Raw genomic sequence first — 14,433 nt, 5'->3', positions numbered from 1 at the left:
AGGGAGGGTCAACAAGGGGGCGCTCGGTAACAACGGGGGGCTCAGTAGCGCTGGTTCAGATATCCGAGCAGCTCGTCGTGCAGCAGGCCGTTCGACGCGGCCGCGTTGCCGCTGTGGGGGCCGGGGCGGGCGTCGAGACCGGTGAAGGTGCCGCCGGCCTCGGTGACGACGATGGCGGTGGCGGCCATGTCCCACAGTGACAGCTCCGGCTCGGCGCACATGTCGACGGCGCCCTCCGCGACCATCATGTACGGCCAGAAGTCGCCGTACGCGCGCGTGCGCCACACCTCGCGGGTCAGGTCCAGGAAGCCGTCCAGGCGGCCCTGCTCCTCCCAGCCGCTGAGCGAGGAGTACGCGAAGGAGGCGTCGGAGAGCTTGGAGACGCGGGAGACCTGCAGCCGGGAGGCCTTGGTGAGGCTGCGGCCGGAGAACGCGCCATGGCCCTTCGCGGCCCACCAGCGGCGGCCGAGGGCGGGGGCGGAGACGACGCCGACGACGGGCTGGAAGCCCTCCTCGCCGGCCTCCATCAGCGAGATGAGCGTGGCCCAGACGGGCACGCCCCGTACGTAGTTCTTGGTGCCGTCGATCGGGTCGATCACCCAGCGGCGCGGGCCGGTGCCCTCGACGCCGTACTCCTCGCCGAGGATCGCGTCCCGGGGGCGGGCGCGCTGGAGGTGGCCGCGGATGAGTTCCTCTGCGGCCTTGTCCGCCTCGCTCACCGGGGTCATGTCCGGTTTGGTCTCGACCTTGAGGTCGAGGGCCTTGAACCGGTCCGTCGTCGCGGCGTCGGCGGCGTCGGCGAGGACGTGGGCGAGACGCAGGTCGTCGAGGTAGTCGGGCATGCAACGAACCTATCTGCCGAGGTGGGGGTGGGGCTACAGGGGGTTTGCGAGGGTGGGGGAGTCGGGAATGGTCTCGGGCTTGGTGTGCAGGATGTCGCGTGCCTGCTCCGCGGCGCGGGCGGTGCTCTCGGAGACGAAGTCGAGGAAGCGGGCGACGTTCTCGAGGCGGACGGCGGCCGGGGTGCCCGGGCCGAGGACACCGACGCCCTGCCGTGCGGTCCCCACGACCTGGGCGATGGCCCGCGCGCTGGCCATCATCGACTGGTACCAGACGTCTTCGTCGACGACGTAGCGCTCGCGGCGGCCTTCGTCCGCCTCCCGGCGGACGAAGCCCTGGCCGTCGAGGAACGTGATCGCCTTGGAGACGGACGCCGGGCTGACCTGGAGGTGCTGGGCGAGTTCGGCCGCGGTGAGGCTGCCCGAGTCGGTCATGCAGAGGCAGGCCATCACCCGGGACATCATCTTGGGCATGCCGGATCCCATGAGCACAGTGGTGAAGGTCTCCTCGTACTCGCGTACGGCCTCGGCGTCCCGTCCCCCGGTCTGCGGGGGCGACTTCGGGCCCCGGGGCGCGGCCTGCCGGCGGCGGGTGCGGTGTTCCGTGGCGCGGTGGGCGAGGTCGGCGCGGTAGGCCGTCGGGCCGCCGTTGCGCATGACCTCGCGGGTGATCGTCGAGGTCGGGCGGTCGAGGCGCCGGGCGATCTCCGCGTAGGCGAGGCCGTCGGCCAGCCCCAGCGCGATCTGCTGGCGTTCCTGCTGAGTGAGCCTGCCTCCCGGCATCGCGGCCTCCTTCGCGGTGTGTGATGTCCGCACCTTAGCGTTCACCTTCATTCCATTGCAACGAGCCGAAGGGGTTTGTTGCATTAGCCGTCATAGTCGTTGCAATGATTTATCGGCTTTGACCTGCATCTATGACTGTTGCGCGCAACGAACTCGTTGCCGGATGGGTGAATGCAACGTAGCTTTTCCTTCATCGGAAACAGCGAATCGAAGGAGAGCACGATGCAGAAGTTCGACAGCCCCGCCCCCGTCTCGGCCGTCCTCGACATCCCCGCCGGACGCATCCGGTTCATCGCCGCCGACCGGGCCGACACCACCGTCGAGGTCCTGCCCGCGGACGCCTCCAAGAGCCGTGACGTGAAGGCCGCGGAGCAGATCGACGTCGCCTACGCCGACGGCGTCCTGCGCATCCAGGCCCCGGCGGCGAAGAACCGGATCCTCGGCCACTCCGGGTCCGTCGAGGTGACCGTCCAACTGCCCGCCGGCTCCCGCGTCGAGGCGAAGGCGGCAGCCGCCGAACTCCGCGGCGTCGGACGGCTCGGCGACGTCGCATTCGACGCAGCGCAGGGCTCGGTCAAGCTCGACGAGACCGCCGGCGCACGCCTCACCCTGCTCGCCGGCGACATCTCGGTCGGCCGCCTGGGCGGCCCCGCGGAGATCAGCACCCAGAAGGGAGACCTCCGTATCGCCGAGGCCGTACGCGGCGCCCTCGCGCTGCGCACCGAGCAGGGCGACATCGCGGTCGGCGCCGCCCACGGCGTCTCCGCCGCCCTGGACGCCGGCACCGGCTACGGCCGGATCCACAACACCCTCAACAACACCGCCGGCGCCGCCGCCGGCCTGACCATCCACGCGACCACCGCCCACGGCGACATCACCGCCCGCAGCCTGTAGCAGCCCGCAGCCTCTCCGAAGGAGCACCCCTCATGACCGACCTGGCCATCGCGGCGAACGGGCTGCGGAAGTCCTACGGCGACAAGACCGTCCTCGACGGTGTCGACCTGGCCGTCCCGGAAGGAACGGTCTTCTCCCTGCTCGGCCCGAACGGCGCCGGCAAGACCACCGCCGTCAAGATCCTCTCCACGCTCATCTCCCCGGACCCCGCCGGCGGCGAGATCCGCGTCGGCGGGCACGACCTCGCCGCCGACCCGCAGGCCGTACGCGCCGCGATCGGCGTCACCGGTCAGTTCTCCGCCGTCGACGGCCTGATCACCGGCGAGGAGAACATGCTCCTCATGGCGGACCTGCACCACCTGCCCCGACGGGAAGGACGCCGCGTCGCCGCCGAACTGCTGGAACGCTTCGACCTCACCGACGCCGCCCAGAAGCCCGCCTCCACCTACTCCGGCGGCATGAAGCGCCGCCTCGACATCGCCATGACTCTGGTCGGCGACCCCAGAATCATCTTCCTCGACGAGCCCACCACCGGCCTCGACCCCCGCGCCCGCCACAACATGTGGCAGATCATCCGCCAGCTCGTCACCGGCGGCGTCACCGTCTTCCTCACCACCCAGTACCTGGAAGAAGCCGACGAACTCGCCGACCGCATCGCCGTCCTCCACGACGGCACCATCGCCGCCGAAGGCAGCGCCGACGAACTCAAGCGGCTCATCCCCGGCGGACACGTCCGGCTCCGCTTCACCGACCCCGCCGCCTACCACAACGCCGCAGCCACCCTGCACGACGTCACCCGGCACGACGAAACCCTCGCCCTGCAACTCCCCAGCGACGGCAGCCAGCGCCAGCTGCGCGCCATCCTCGACCGCCTCGACACCGCCGGCATCGAAGCGGACGAACTGACCGTCCACACCCCCGACCTCGACGACGTCTTCTTCGCCCTGACCGGCCCCGCCGACCTCCCCCACCAGTCCAAGGAGACCGCCCGATGAGCACCCTCACCCTCGCCCTGCGCGACTCCTCCACCATGCTGCGCCGCAACCTGCTGCACGCCCGGCGCTACCCCTCCCTCACCCTCAACCTGCTGCTCACCCCGATCATGCTGTTGCTGCTGTTCGTCTACATCTTCGGCGACACCATGAGCGCGGGCATCGGGGGCGGCGGTCCGGACCGCTCCGCCTACATCGCCTTCGTCGTGCCGGGCCTGCTGCTGATGACCATCGGCAGCACCACCATCGGCACCGCGGTCTCCGTCTCCAACGACATGACCGAGGGCATCATCGCCCGCTTCCGCACCATGGCGATCCACCGCGGGTCGGTGCTCATCGGGCACGTCATCGGCAGCGTGCTACAGGCGGTCATCAGTGTGGTGCTCGTCGGCGCCGTCGGCGTGGCCATCGGCTTCCGCTCCACCGACGCCACCGTCCTGGAGTGGCTCGCGGCCTTCGGACTGCTTGTGCTCTTCGCCACCGCGCTCACCTGGATCGCGGTCGGCATGGGCCTGGTCAGCCCGAACGCCGAGGCCGCCGGCAACAACGCGATGCCCCTGATCCTGCTGCCCCTGCTGTCCAGCACCTTCGTCCCGCTCGACTCGATGCCGGGCTGGTTCCAGCCGATCGCCGAGTACCAGCCGTTCACCCCGGCCATCGAAACCCTGCGCGGCCTGCTGCTCGGCACCCAGATCGGCCACAACGGATGGCTCGCTCTCGCCTGGTGCCTGGGCCTCGCGGTGCTCGGCTACTTCTGGTCGACCTCGAAGTTCAACGACGACCCGAGGTAGCCGCCGTGACCAGGCGGGCCACTCCGCGAACGTCCCGCCCAGGGCGGCGTACACCGGCATCCCGCCGGAGTGCGCCGCCCGTTCGTATGCACGGGCGCGGCCCCGGCACGTAGGCCAACGCACCGCGCGACAAGGCCGAAACGCGCCCCCACACGCACTCGCGAACCCTTGACAGTGGTTCCACGCGCGTCAAACCTGGGCGCAGAGCCGCTCGCCCCAAGGGGAGGCGAAGATGCCTGCAGCGCGGGAATCTCTACTGGACGCCGCCTACACGGCGTTGGTGCGCCGGCCGTGGTCCGCCGTACGGATGGTGGACGTGGCCGCGGCAGCCGGAGTCTCCCGGCAGACGCTGTACAACGAGTTCGGCAGCAAGGACGGTCTCGCCCGGGCGCTCGTGAGGCGAGAGGCCGACGGATACCTCGCCGGGGTGGACCGCGCTCTCGCCGGGTACAGCGATCCCCGCGACCGGCTCACCGCCACCGCCGAGTGGACCACCTCCGCGGCCCGGGACAACATCCTCGTCCGCGCCATGCTCACCGGCTGCTGGAGTGAGCGGCTGCCCGCCCCGGCCCTGACACCCGTGCCGTCCACCTCCGCCGTACCGGCCCAGCGCCGCGCCGACGGGCCGCTGCCCTCACCCGGAGACTTCGTCGCCCTCGTCCGCGACCGGGCCGTCACCCTCCTGGCCGGCGCCGGCACGCCCAAGTCCGACACCGCCGACCTGGCCCGCTCCTGCGAACTCGCCGTCCGGCTCGCCCTGTCCTGTGTGGCCGCACCACCCGGCGAGGGCGGCGTCGCCGACCTGGTCCGCAGCGCCCTTCACCGGCAGGCCGGCTGGCAGGACGTCAGTGCGCCGACCCCGACAACTGCAGCCCGATCACGCCGATGATGACGAGACTGATCGACACGAGCTTCAGCACCGACACCAGGTCACCCAGGAACACCATGCCGTAGATCGCCGTCCCCGCGGCACCGATGCCCGTCCACACCGCGTACGCGGGACCCACGTCGAGTCGTCTCAGCGCCAGGGTCAGCAGTCCGAAGCTGCCGAGGGCGAAGACGCAGAACGCGACCGTCGGCCAGAGCCGGGTGAAGCCGTGCGACAGCTTCAGACACACCGCGAAGCCGGTCTCGAGCAACCCGGCCACGATGACCAGCAGCCACGCCATGAGTCGTCCTCCCGTATCCCACGTCCAGTGACCGCTTCGTCAGCTGCTTCGCGTTGATCGTGCTCGTCAGGCCTGGGCCGGGCCCGCATCCGGCTTGGGTGCGATTATGCACTTACCGCCCGCACGCCAGGACAAACAACGCGGAGGTCAGTCGCCTTCCTTGCGCTCGCGCGTGGCCAGCAGCCGCCGCAGCGAGTACAGCCGCGCCGGATCCGCGTGCCCCTCGGCCACCCACGCGTCCAGCGCGCACTCGGGCTCGTCGTGGCTGCACGCGCGCGGGCAGCCCTCGGTGCCCGGCTCCAGGTCGGGAAAGGCGTGGATGACCCGGGACGGGTCGACGTGGTGCAGGCCGAAGGACCGCAGGCCCGGGGTGTCGATCACCCAGCCGTCGCTGCCCGACAGCGGCAGCGCCAGCGCGGAGGTGGTGGTGTGGCGGCCGCGGCCCGTCACCGCGTTCACATGCCCGGTCGTACGCCGCCGCTCCTCCGGCACCAGTGAGTTGACCAGGGTCGTCTTGCCGACTCCGGAGTGGCCGACGAACGCGGTGATCTTGCCGTCGAGCTGCTCGCGCACCCGGGCGAGGGCGGTGCCGTTCTGCAGTTCCTCGCGGCTGGTGACGACGTAGGGGGTGTCGAGGTGGCCGTACAACTCCAGCAGCTTGTCGGGCGGGGCGAGGTCCGACTTGGTCAGCACCAGCAGCGGATCCAGGCCGCCGGCATAGGCCGCGACCAAGCAGCGGTCGATCAGACGGGGGCGGGGCTCCGGGTCGGCCAGGGCGGTGACGATGGCCAACTGGTCGGCGTTGGCGACGATCACGCGCTCGAACGGATCGTCGTCGTCCGCCGTACGGCGCAGCACCGACGTGCGCTCCTCGATGCGGACGATCCGGGCGAGTGTGTCCTTCTTGCCTGACATGTCGCCCACGAGGGCCACACGGTCGCCGACCACGGCGGCCTTGCGTCCCAGCTCTCGGGCCTTCATCGCCATCACCACGCGGTCCTCGACGAGGCAGGTGAGGCGGCCCCGGTCGACGGTGAGGACGAGGCCTTCGGCGGCGTCCTCGTGCTTGGGGCGGATGTTCGTCCGGGGCCGGGTGTTCCGGCGGCCGGGACGGGTGCGGATGTCGTCCTCGTCGGTGTGCTTGCCGTAGCGGCGCATGACGTGATCCCTGCGTCCTACGCCCCGAGCATCCCGGTCCACAGATCGGGGAAGTCGGGCAGGGTCTTGGCCGTCGTCGCCACGTTCTCGATCTGCACGCCCTCCACCGCCAGTCCGATGATCGCGCCGGCCGTGGCCATGCGGTGGTCGTCGTACGTGTGGAAGATCCCGCCGTGCAGCCGGCGCGGGCGGATGTGCAGACCGTCGGCGGTCTCCGTGACGTCACCGCCGAGCTCGTTGATCTCCTTGGTCAGCGCGGCCAGCCGGTCCGTCTCGTGCAGTCGCAGGTGGGCCACGCCGCGCAGGGTCGACGGGGAGTCCGCGAGGGCCGCGACCGCCGCGATGCCCGGCGTCAGCTCGCCGACCTCGCCGAGGTCGACGTCGATGCCGTGCACCGACCCGGAGCCGGTGAACACCAGCCCGTACTCGGTCAGTTCACACGAGCCGCCCATCTCGGTGAAGATCTCGCGCAGCCGGTCACCGGGCTGCGTGGTGCGCAGGGGCCAGTCCGGGACGACGACCTTGCCGCCGGTCACCAGTGCCGCCGCCAGGAACGGCTGGGCGTTCGACAGGTCCGGCTCGATGACCAGGTCCCGGCCGAGCAGGGCACCCGGCGAGACCCGCCAGACGTTCGGCTCGCCGCCCGACTCGGGCGTGTCCACCTGGGCGCCGACCGCGCGCAGCATGTCGACGGTCATGCGGATGTGCGGCATGGAGGGCAGCGTGGCGCCGGTGTGGCGGACCTCGACGCCCTGGTTGAAGCGCGGGCCGGACAGCAGCAGGGCGCTCACGAACTGCGACGAGGAGGAGGCGTCGACGGAGACCGTGCCGCCGTCCAGGGCACCGCTGCCGTGCACGGTCATCGGCAGCGCGCCGCGGCCGTCGTCGTCGATGCGGGCGCCCAGCTGCCGCAGCGCGTCGATGACCCCGTTCAGCGGACGCTCGTAGGAACGGGGGTCGCCGTCGAAGCTGACGGGGCCGTCGGCGAGCGCGGCGACCGGCGGCAGGAACCGCATCACCGTGCCGGCGTTGCCCACGTCGACCGTGGCCGGGCCGCGCAGGCCCGTGGGCAGCACGCGCCAGGCCTCGCCGGTGCCGTCGGGGCCGCCCGCGACGGAGGAGCTGGACGACACCGTCTCCTCGATCTCGATGCCCATCGCGCGCAGCGCGCCGGCCATCAGCAGGGTGTCGCGGGAGCGCAGGGGGCGGCGCAGCCAGCCGGGCTCGGAGGCGAGGGAGGCGAGGACCAGGGCACGGTTGGTGACCGACTTGGACCCGGGCACGTGGACCGTCGCGTCGACGGCTCCGCTCGCGTGCGGGGCGGGCCAGAGGGCGGTGTCTGCGGTGTTCGGGGCCATGGCCCCCACTTTATAAGCAGGCCGTCGTCCGAGTGCGGCGCCGTGGGGCCGGTCGCGCCCGCGGGGCGGAGCCGCACACGGCGGCGGCTCCTCGCCCCTCAGGCCGGCTGTCACATCTCCAGCAGCCACCGTCCTCCACCGATGAGCGAGCACAGCGACACCGCGTGGAACAGGAAGAACCACAGCCCCGCCGGTGCGTGCGTCAGCCGCGACAGCTGGTCCGCGTCCGAGTCGCCGGCCCCGCCCCGTGCCCGCTTGGCCTGGAGTTCGAAGGCCGGGCGGACTCCGCCGATCAGCAGGAACCACACCACCGCGTACGCGAACGCCGCCTGCACCTGGGGGCCGGCCAGCCAGGACACCAGCACGAACAGGCCGCCGGTGACGAGCATGGTCAGGGCGCCGTAGGCGTTGCGGATCATCACGAGCATGGCGAGCAGCAGAACCGTCGCCAGCCACAGCAGGAGCGTGATGCGACCGGAGCCGAGCAGGGCGGCACCGCCCAGGCCCAGCAGGGGCGGGGCGGTGTAGCCCGCGGCCGCGGTGAGGATCATGCCGATGCCGTGCGGCTTGCCGCGGCTTACGGTCAGGCCGCTGGTGTCCGAGTGCAGCCGTATGCCCGTGAGGGTGCGGCCGGTCAGCAGGGCCACGAGCCCGTGGCCGCCCTCGTGGGCGATGGTGATGGCGTTGCGGGAGATGCGCCACAGGCCGTGCGGGATCACCACGGCGAGCGCGGCGCCCACCGTCGCGATCACCACCCACAGGTCGGGATCGGGCTGCGTGCCGGACACCTCGTCCCAGAGGGAGGCGAGCGAGGCGGTTGCGGTGCTGTCCATGTGCGGCGATGGCTCCCTGTGGTCGCGTTCAGAAGGGGCGGCGCGAAGCGCCTCGTTGAGGGGTGGTGGTCGGGAGACGGGTGGGCCTGGCAGTGTGGCACGTATGTGCGGACGGTATTCAGCTAGTCGTAGGCCAGAGGATCTCGCAGGAATCTTTGAGGTCGAGAAGTGGGAGCCCGAGGAGACCCTCGCGCCCGACTACAACGTGGCGCCCACCAAAGAGGTCTACGCCGTCCTGGACCGCCCCCTGAAAGACGCGGAGGACCCGCGGCCGGTTCGGCAGCTGCGCACGCTGAAGTGGGGACTCGTGCCCTCCTGGTCGAAGACGCCCGAGGGCGGCGCCCGGATGATCAACGCCCGCGCGGAGACCGTCCACGAGAAGCCGTCCTACCGCCGTGCCTTCACCTCCCGGCGCTGCATCCTGCCCGCCGACGGCTACTACGAGTGGGTCACCGGTGCCCAGGAGCGCGAGCTGGAGGTCGAGGGCAAGAAGAAGCGGCCCCGCAAGCAGCCGTACTTCGTGACGCCGGCGGACGGGTCGGTCTTCGCCATGGCCGGGCTGTACGAGTTCTGGCGGGACAAGACGCTGCCGGACGACCACCCGCAGGCCTGGTGGGTGACGTGCTCGGTCATCACCACGGAGGCCGAGCAGAGCCCGCTCGCGGTGTCCCCGGCCGACGGGCCGCGGGCGCTGGCCGAGATCCACCCCCGGATGCCCCTGATGCTGACGCCCGACCGCTGGGACGCCTGGCTGGATCCGTCCCGTACGGACGCCGGCGACCTGCGCGAGCTGCTGGCCCCGCCGCCCGCCGGACTGATGCGGGCCTACCCGGTCGCCACGGCCGTCAGCAACGTCCGCAACAACGGGCCGGAGCTGCTGAAGGAGCTGGAAGGACCCGAAGAGGACACACTCTTCTGACGTGACGGACGTGACGAGCGTGACAAACGTTACGAACGTAATGAAGATGACGAACGTGACGAAAGTGGCCGGTGTGACCGCAGAGACCGTCGAGACCGACGCCGGAACCGCCCGTGTCACCTGGCACCGGGCCAGGAAGGCCCGGCTGGTCCTCGCCGTCGGCCATGGTGCCGGCGGCGGTATCGAAGCCCGTGACCTCGAAGCCCTGGCCGAGGTCCTGCCCGCGCACGGCGTGACCGTGGCCCGGGTGGAACAGCCCTGGCGGGTCGCCGGGAAGAAGCTGGCGCCCGCCCCCAAGACCCTGGACATCGGCTGGCGCGGCATCTGGCCCGCGCTGGCGAAGTCCGGACTGCCGGTCGTCGCCGGCGGGCGCAGTGCCGGCGCCCGGGTCGCCTGCCGCACCGCCACCGAGCTGGGCGCCCACGCCGTGCTCGCGCTCAGCTTCCCGCTCCACCCGCCGGGCAAGCCGGAGAAGTCCCGTGCCGAGGAACTGCTGGGCGCCGGGGTGCCCACCCTGGTCGTGCAGGGCGGCAACGACCCGTTCGGGAAGCCGGAGGAGTTCCCCCGGGGGGTGTACGACCTTGTGGAGGTCCCGTACGGGGATCACGGCTTCGCTGTGCCGAAACGTGCGGAGATCTCGCAGGACGAGGCAGTGGCGGTCATCACGGACGCGGTCGTGGAGTGGACCGGGTCACTCGGGTAAAGCTTCGGGAATGCCGGGGCGGCGGTCACTGTTGTGCGGGACGTACGTGCTGGAGACCAGCACCGACGCCGTAGGAGAGGAAGTCCGCCGCATGGGTTCGACCATCTGCCCGAGCCGCAGCAGCCGTGCCGACCTGGACTGGACGGTGCTGCATGCGGCCAGGACCGCCCCTATTCGGGCGGCGGGCGGACCGGATCGTCGTCTATCCTCCGATTCGGGTGAGACCGGTCTCGGTCTCACGAGAACACTCGAGGAGGTGGGTCCGGTCACTGGGACCGACGCAGGGACCGAAAACGGCCAGGCGGAGCAGCCCGAGGGCCATGGCGGCACGGGCGCGGAGACGGCCGCGGAGCGCAGTGCGCGCTTCGAGCGGGACGCGCTCGAGTTCCTCGACCAGATGTACTCGGCCGCGCTGCGCATGACACGCAACCCGGCCGACGCGGAAGACCTGGTGCAGGAGACGTATGCCAAGGCGTACGCGTCCTTCCACCAGTTCCGCGAGGGCACCAACCTCAAGGCGTGGCTGTACCGGATCCTCACCAACACCTTCATCAACTCGTACCGCAAGAAGCAGCGCGAACCTCAGCGCTCCGCGGCCGAGGAGATCGAGGACTGGCAGCTCGCCCGCGCCGAGTCGCACATGTCGACGGGCTTGCGCTCCGCGGAGTCGCAGGCGCTCGACCACCTGCCCGACTCGGACGTGAAGCAGGCGCTCCAGGCGATCCCCGAAGAGTTCCGCATCGCCGTCTATCTCGCGGACGTCGAAGGGTTTGCCTACAAGGAGATCGCCGACATCATGGGGACACCCATCGGTACGGTGATGTCCCGGCTGCACCGGGGCCGCCGTCAGCTGCGCGGCATGCTGGAGGACTACGCCCGTGACCGCGGGATGGTCCCGGCCGGTGCCGGAGAGTCGAACGAAGCGAAAGGCTCGGGGTCATGAGCTGCGGAGAGCCGCACGAGACGGATTGCAGCGAAATCCTCGATCATCTCTATGAGTTCCTCGACCGTGAGATGCCGGACTCGGACTGCGTGAAGTTCGAGCACCACTTCGAGGAGTGCTCGCCCTGCCTCGAGAAGTACGGGCTCGAGCAGGCCGTGAAGAAGCTCGTCAAGCGCTGCTGCGGGCATGACGACGTGCCGGGCGACCTGCGGGACAAGGTCATGGGGCGGATCGAGCTGATCCGCTCCGGCCAGGCCGTCCCCGAGCAGGACGTCACGGCCTCGCCGGCCACGTCCCAGGAGTCCTGACACTCCTGCGCTTTTCAACTACCCCCTCTCCGAACGGGTAGTCACCCTCGAACACGTCACTCGAACGTGCTAATCCGAGGGTTCTCGGCCCGCGGACCCCCCTGCCGCCGCCCTAGGCTCCGGGCCTGACGGACATGGCCGGGGGAGGGGCTCATGAAAGCGGTACCGGCACGGGCACGTGTCTACATCGCCTGTGTCGCCATTGCCGCGCTGCTCTGCCTGCTGCCGCTGCCGGGCGTCCGCACGCCCTGGTGGGCGGTCGCGCTGCTCGCCGCGCTGTACGCCGGCTGCGAGCGCGTCGCCCGGTCCCGGTTCGTGGGGATCTCCCATCCGGCCGGGACCTTCTATCCCGTGCTGCTCGCCGGTGCCTTCCTGCTGCCGGCGCCCGCCGCGGCGCTGGTGGCCGTGCCCGGTGCGCTGCTCTCGCAGGCCAGGCAGCGACCCGTGGCGCTGCGGCGGATCTGGCGGGCCGCCCAGCTCGTCCTCGGGGTGTGGGCCGCGGCCAAGGCGCACTGGCTGCTCGGCGGGCGGGACGCGGTCGTCGCGGGCGACGTCCCCTACGCCCTCGGTCCGGCCGGGGCGGCCGTGCTGGCGTTCTGCCTGGTGCTCGCGCTGCTCGACGGCGGGATCCTGACCGTGGCGGAGCGGGTGCCGGTGCGGCGGGCCTGGCGGGGACTGGTGGCGCGCTCGCTCGCGCCGATCGCCGTGCACGGCCTGGCCGGGCTGATGATGGCCGTCCTGTGGCGCAGCCCGTACGGGCCGGTCGCCGCGCTGCTCGTACTGCTGCCCATGTGCGTGTCGTGGTGGGCGTTCGCGCAGTACCACCGGGAACGCGCCGCCCACCAGGCGACCATCCGGGCGCTGGTCCAGGCCGTCGACATCAAGGACGAGTACACACGCGGGCACAGCGAGCGCGTCGGGCAGGCCTCCATGATGATCGCGCGGCAGCTGGGCATGGCCGACGAGCGCGTCGAGGTGCTCCGCTTCGCCGGGATCCTGCACGACGTGGGCAAGCTCGGCGTGCCCACCCGGCTGCTCAGGAAGGACGGGCCGCTGACGCCCGAGGAGCGGCGGGTGATCGAGCTGCATCCCGAGTACGGGCACGAGATGGTGCGCGGCATCGGCTTCCTCGGCGAGGCCCGCGCCGCCGTGCTGCACCACCACGAGCGGCTGGACGGCAGCGGCTACCCGTACGGCCTGGTGGGCCCTCAGATCCCGGAGTCCGCGCGGGTCGTGGCGGTCGCGGACGCTTTCGACGCCATGACCTCCACCCGGAGCTACAGCAGGGCCCGGCCCGTCGCCGTGGCCCTGGCGGAGCTGGAGCGGTGCGCGGGCAGCCAGTTCGACCCGGTGATGGTCGCGGCTCTCGTCGAAGCCGTCGGACGGACCGGATGGCACCCCGCGGTGACCGCCGACGACGAGGAGACCCGCCCGCCCCGTGTGCCCCCGCCCGGCGCACCCCTGTCCAGCCGCCCGGGAGCACACCGATGAGCGCGTACCGGCCGCCACCGCTCCTCACCCTCGTCCACGCCTGCGCCGCCCTCCTCGCCGCCGGCTCCCTCGCCGTCACCCTCTACGACGGTCTGCAGGAACGCCGGGTCGCCCTCGCCTTCGGCGTCCTCGTCACCGTCGGCGAACTCACCCGGCGCAACGGCGCGCAGGTCCGGGAGCCGGCACCGCTGGGGGCCGCAGCGGCCCTGTCCTACGCCCTGCTCGGCGAGGCCGGCGGACGGGCCACGCACCACGGTCCCACCCAGGTCGTCGCCGTCGTGCTGGCCGCCTCCCTGCTCGGCAGCGTCCCGCACGTCGCACGCGGGCAGGGGCCCACCCTCGACCACCTGGCCCGCCGGGTACTCACCGCCGGGTTCGTCGCCGTCTGCTTCCAGCCCCCGTACAACCAGGGCATGTTCGACGACTGGGGCGGTCCCGCCTACGCCCTGCTGCTGCTCGCGCTGCTGTCGCTGACCGCCCTGTGTGACGCGGTGCTCGCCGCCGCCCTGGCCCACACCCGCACCGGCTGGCCCTTCGGGCCGGTGCTGCGGGACGAACTGCGGGCCGTGTGCGGCATCGGGTCCGCCGTCATCGCCACCGGGGCGGTGATGGCACTGGCGGTCGCCGTCGTGGGGCTGTGGGCGCTGCCCGTCTTCTCCGTGCCGCTGCTGCTCGCCCAGATGTCCTTCCGCCGGTACGCCGCCGTCCGGGCGACCTACCGGCAGACCATCGCCTCCCTCGCCCGGGCCACCGAGGTCGCCGGATACACGCCCTGCGGGCACGCCCGGCGCGTCGCCGCCGTCAGCCAGGCGGTGGGGCGTGACCTGGGGCTGACCGAGCCCGAGCTGGCCGTACTGGAGTACGCCGCGCTCATGCACGACATCGGCCAGCTGAGCCTCGTCGACCCGGTGCCGTCGGGTGCCACCGCCGCCCTGCCCGCCGCGGAGCAACGGCGGATCGCCCTGCTCGGCGGAGCGGTCGTACGGCAGACGGGCGTCGACGAGGCGGTGGCCGTGGTCGTGGAGCGGCAGGCCGACCCCTACGCCGAGCAGCCGCTCGCCGCGCGAATCGTCCGGGCCGTGAACGCGTACGAGGAGAAGTCCCGGGAAGGAGGGCCCGGCGGGCCGCTGACGGCGCTGGAGGAACTCCGGCTCGCCACCGCCGGGACATACGCCCCGGAGGTGGTGGAATCACTGGCCCGGGTACTGGCAAGGAGCAGTCTGACGCTGCCCGTGGCTGGGTAACCCATGGG

General features: G+C 71.7%; 16 protein-coding genes. 10 read left to right on the top strand and 6 right to left on the bottom strand.

Going from position 1 to position 14,433, the window contains the following annotated elements; translation table 11 throughout:
- Nucleotides 1–41: 41 nt before the first annotated feature.
- Nucleotides 42–842, bottom strand: a complete 801-nt coding sequence (hisN, locus tag IO24_RS0105160) for a histidinol-phosphatase (RefSeq protein WP_031132321.1) — start codon at nt 840–842, stop codon at nt 42–44.
- Between the two features lie 33 nt (nt 843–875).
- Nucleotides 876–1,622, bottom strand: a complete 747-nt coding sequence (locus IO24_RS0105155; RefSeq protein ID WP_031132319.1) for a GbsR/MarR family transcriptional regulator — start codon at nt 1,620–1,622, stop codon at nt 876–878.
- 222 nt (nt 1,623–1,844) lie between these two features.
- Between IO24_RS0105155 and IO24_RS0105150 the strand changes: the two genes are divergently transcribed.
- From IO24_RS0105150 to IO24_RS0105135, 4 genes are all read left to right on the top strand, one after another.
- Nucleotides 1,845–2,516: a DUF4097 family beta strand repeat-containing protein gene (locus IO24_RS0105150; RefSeq protein WP_031132317.1), complete on the top strand. Its 672-nt coding sequence runs from the start codon at nt 1,845–1,847 to the stop codon at nt 2,514–2,516.
- Between the two features lie 32 nt (nt 2,517–2,548).
- Nucleotides 2,549–3,511: a daunorubicin resistance protein DrrA family ABC transporter ATP-binding protein gene (locus IO24_RS0105145; RefSeq protein WP_031132315.1), complete on the top strand. Its 963-nt coding sequence runs from the start codon at nt 2,549–2,551 to the stop codon at nt 3,509–3,511.
- Entirely contained in the window at nt 3,508–4,299 is a 792-nt protein-coding gene (locus IO24_RS0105140) for an ABC transporter permease (protein ID WP_031132313.1), read from the top strand. The genes IO24_RS0105145 and IO24_RS0105140 overlap by 4 nt, the downstream gene beginning before the upstream one ends.
- A 232-nt stretch (nt 4,300–4,531) precedes the next feature.
- On the top strand, nt 4,532–5,188 hold the full coding sequence (locus IO24_RS0105135; protein ID WP_045297189.1) for a TetR/AcrR family transcriptional regulator: 657 nt from the start codon (nt 4,532–4,534) through the stop codon (nt 5,186–5,188).
- Here the strand turns inward: IO24_RS0105135 and IO24_RS0105130 are convergent.
- The 4 genes from IO24_RS0105130 to IO24_RS0105115 form a co-directional block, all read right to left on the bottom strand.
- Nucleotides 5,145–5,468: a DMT family transporter gene (locus IO24_RS0105130; protein ID WP_031132309.1), complete on the bottom strand. Its 324-nt coding sequence runs from the start codon at nt 5,466–5,468 to the stop codon at nt 5,145–5,147. The genes IO24_RS0105135 and IO24_RS0105130 overlap by 44 nt on opposite strands.
- A 147-nt stretch (nt 5,469–5,615) precedes the next feature.
- Complete coding sequence (gene rsgA / locus IO24_RS0105125; protein WP_031132307.1) at nt 5,616–6,626, bottom strand: ribosome small subunit-dependent GTPase A; 1,011 nt, start codon at nt 6,624–6,626, stop codon at nt 5,616–5,618.
- A gap of 17 nt (nt 6,627–6,643) precedes the next feature.
- A complete protein-coding gene (gene aroA, locus IO24_RS0105120) occupies nt 6,644–7,984 on the bottom strand; it encodes a 3-phosphoshikimate 1-carboxyvinyltransferase (RefSeq protein WP_031132305.1) in 1,341 nt (446 codons plus the stop codon).
- 110 nt (nt 7,985–8,094) lie between these two features.
- Entirely contained in the window at nt 8,095–8,817 is a 723-nt protein-coding gene (locus IO24_RS0105115; RefSeq protein WP_031132303.1) for a M50 family metallopeptidase, read from the bottom strand.
- A gap of 103 nt (nt 8,818–8,920) precedes the next feature.
- Between IO24_RS0105115 and IO24_RS0105110 the strand changes: the two genes are divergently transcribed.
- From IO24_RS0105110 to IO24_RS0105085, 6 genes are all read left to right on the top strand, one after another.
- Nucleotides 8,921–9,736, top strand: a complete 816-nt coding sequence (locus tag IO24_RS0105110) for an SOS response-associated peptidase (RefSeq protein WP_078899552.1) — start codon at nt 8,921–8,923, stop codon at nt 9,734–9,736.
- Nucleotides 9,737–9,782: 46 nt separating this feature from the next.
- Nucleotides 9,783–10,439, top strand: a complete 657-nt coding sequence (locus IO24_RS0105105; RefSeq protein WP_031132300.1) for an alpha/beta hydrolase family protein — start codon at nt 9,783–9,785, stop codon at nt 10,437–10,439.
- A 256-nt stretch (nt 10,440–10,695) separates the two neighbouring features.
- Nucleotides 10,696–11,382 (top strand): RNA polymerase sigma factor SigR, encoded by a 687-nt coding sequence (gene sigR / locus IO24_RS0105100; RefSeq protein ID WP_031132299.1) that lies wholly within the window; start codon nt 10,696–10,698, stop codon nt 11,380–11,382.
- Entirely contained in the window at nt 11,379–11,690 is a 312-nt protein-coding gene (rsrA, locus tag IO24_RS0105095; RefSeq protein WP_031132298.1) for a mycothiol system anti-sigma-R factor, read from the top strand. The genes sigR and rsrA overlap by 4 nt, the downstream gene beginning before the upstream one ends.
- A gap of 153 nt (nt 11,691–11,843) precedes the next feature.
- Nucleotides 11,844–13,181, top strand: a complete 1,338-nt coding sequence (locus IO24_RS0105090; RefSeq protein WP_031132296.1) for an HD-GYP domain-containing protein — start codon at nt 11,844–11,846, stop codon at nt 13,179–13,181.
- Complete coding sequence (locus tag IO24_RS0105085) at nt 13,178–14,425, top strand: HD-GYP domain-containing protein (protein ID WP_031132294.1); 1,248 nt, start codon at nt 13,178–13,180, stop codon at nt 14,423–14,425. The genes IO24_RS0105090 and IO24_RS0105085 overlap by 4 nt, the downstream gene beginning before the upstream one ends.
- The last annotated feature ends 8 nt before the right edge of the window (nt 14,426–14,433 follow it).

Source organism: Streptomyces flavovariabilis, from assembly GCF_000725785.1.
Classification (GTDB): domain Bacteria; phylum Actinomycetota; class Actinomycetes; order Streptomycetales; family Streptomycetaceae; genus Streptomyces; species Streptomyces hawaiiensis.
This window is presented reverse-complemented; position numbering and strand designations above follow the sequence as displayed.

Bases quoted from the DNA above. Each gene is read 5' to 3' on its own strand.
- IO24_RS0105140 (WP_031132313.1), top strand. From the start codon at position 3,508: ATGAGCACCCTCACCCTCGCCCTGCGCGACTCCTCCACCATGCTGCGC.
- IO24_RS0105105 (WP_031132300.1), top strand. From the start codon at position 9,783: ATGACGAACGTGACGAAAGTGGCCGGTGTGACCGCAGAGACCGTCGAG.
- IO24_RS0105130 (WP_031132309.1), bottom strand. From the start codon at position 5,468: ATGGCGTGGCTGCTGGTCATCGTGGCCGGGTTGCTCGAGACCGGCTTC.
- IO24_RS0105150 (WP_031132317.1), top strand. From the start codon at position 1,845: ATGCAGAAGTTCGACAGCCCCGCCCCCGTCTCGGCCGTCCTCGACATC.
- rsrA (WP_031132298.1), top strand. From the start codon at position 11,379: ATGAGCTGCGGAGAGCCGCACGAGACGGATTGCAGCGAAATCCTCGAT.
- hisN (WP_031132321.1), bottom strand. From the start codon at position 842: ATGCCCGACTACCTCGACGACCTGCGTCTCGCCCACGTCCTCGCCGAC.
- IO24_RS0105155 (WP_031132319.1), bottom strand. From the start codon at position 1,622: ATGCCGGGAGGCAGGCTCACTCAGCAGGAACGCCAGCAGATCGCGCTG.
- IO24_RS0105135 (WP_045297189.1), top strand. From the start codon at position 4,532: ATGCCTGCAGCGCGGGAATCTCTACTGGACGCCGCCTACACGGCGTTG.
- IO24_RS0105090 (WP_031132296.1), top strand. From the start codon at position 11,844: ATGAAAGCGGTACCGGCACGGGCACGTGTCTACATCGCCTGTGTCGCC.
- IO24_RS0105115 (WP_031132303.1), bottom strand. From the start codon at position 8,817: ATGGACAGCACCGCAACCGCCTCGCTCGCCTCCCTCTGGGACGAGGTG.
- IO24_RS0105085 (WP_031132294.1), top strand. From the start codon at position 13,178: ATGAGCGCGTACCGGCCGCCACCGCTCCTCACCCTCGTCCACGCCTGC.
- IO24_RS0105145 (WP_031132315.1), top strand. From the start codon at position 2,549: ATGACCGACCTGGCCATCGCGGCGAACGGGCTGCGGAAGTCCTACGGC.
- rsgA (WP_031132307.1), bottom strand. From the start codon at position 6,626: ATGCGCCGCTACGGCAAGCACACCGACGAGGACGACATCCGCACCCGT.
- IO24_RS0105110 (WP_078899552.1), top strand. From the start codon at position 8,921: ATGTGCGGACGGTATTCAGCTAGTCGTAGGCCAGAGGATCTCGCAGGA.
- aroA (WP_031132305.1), bottom strand. From the start codon at position 7,984: ATGGCCCCGAACACCGCAGACACCGCCCTCTGGCCCGCCCCGCACGCG.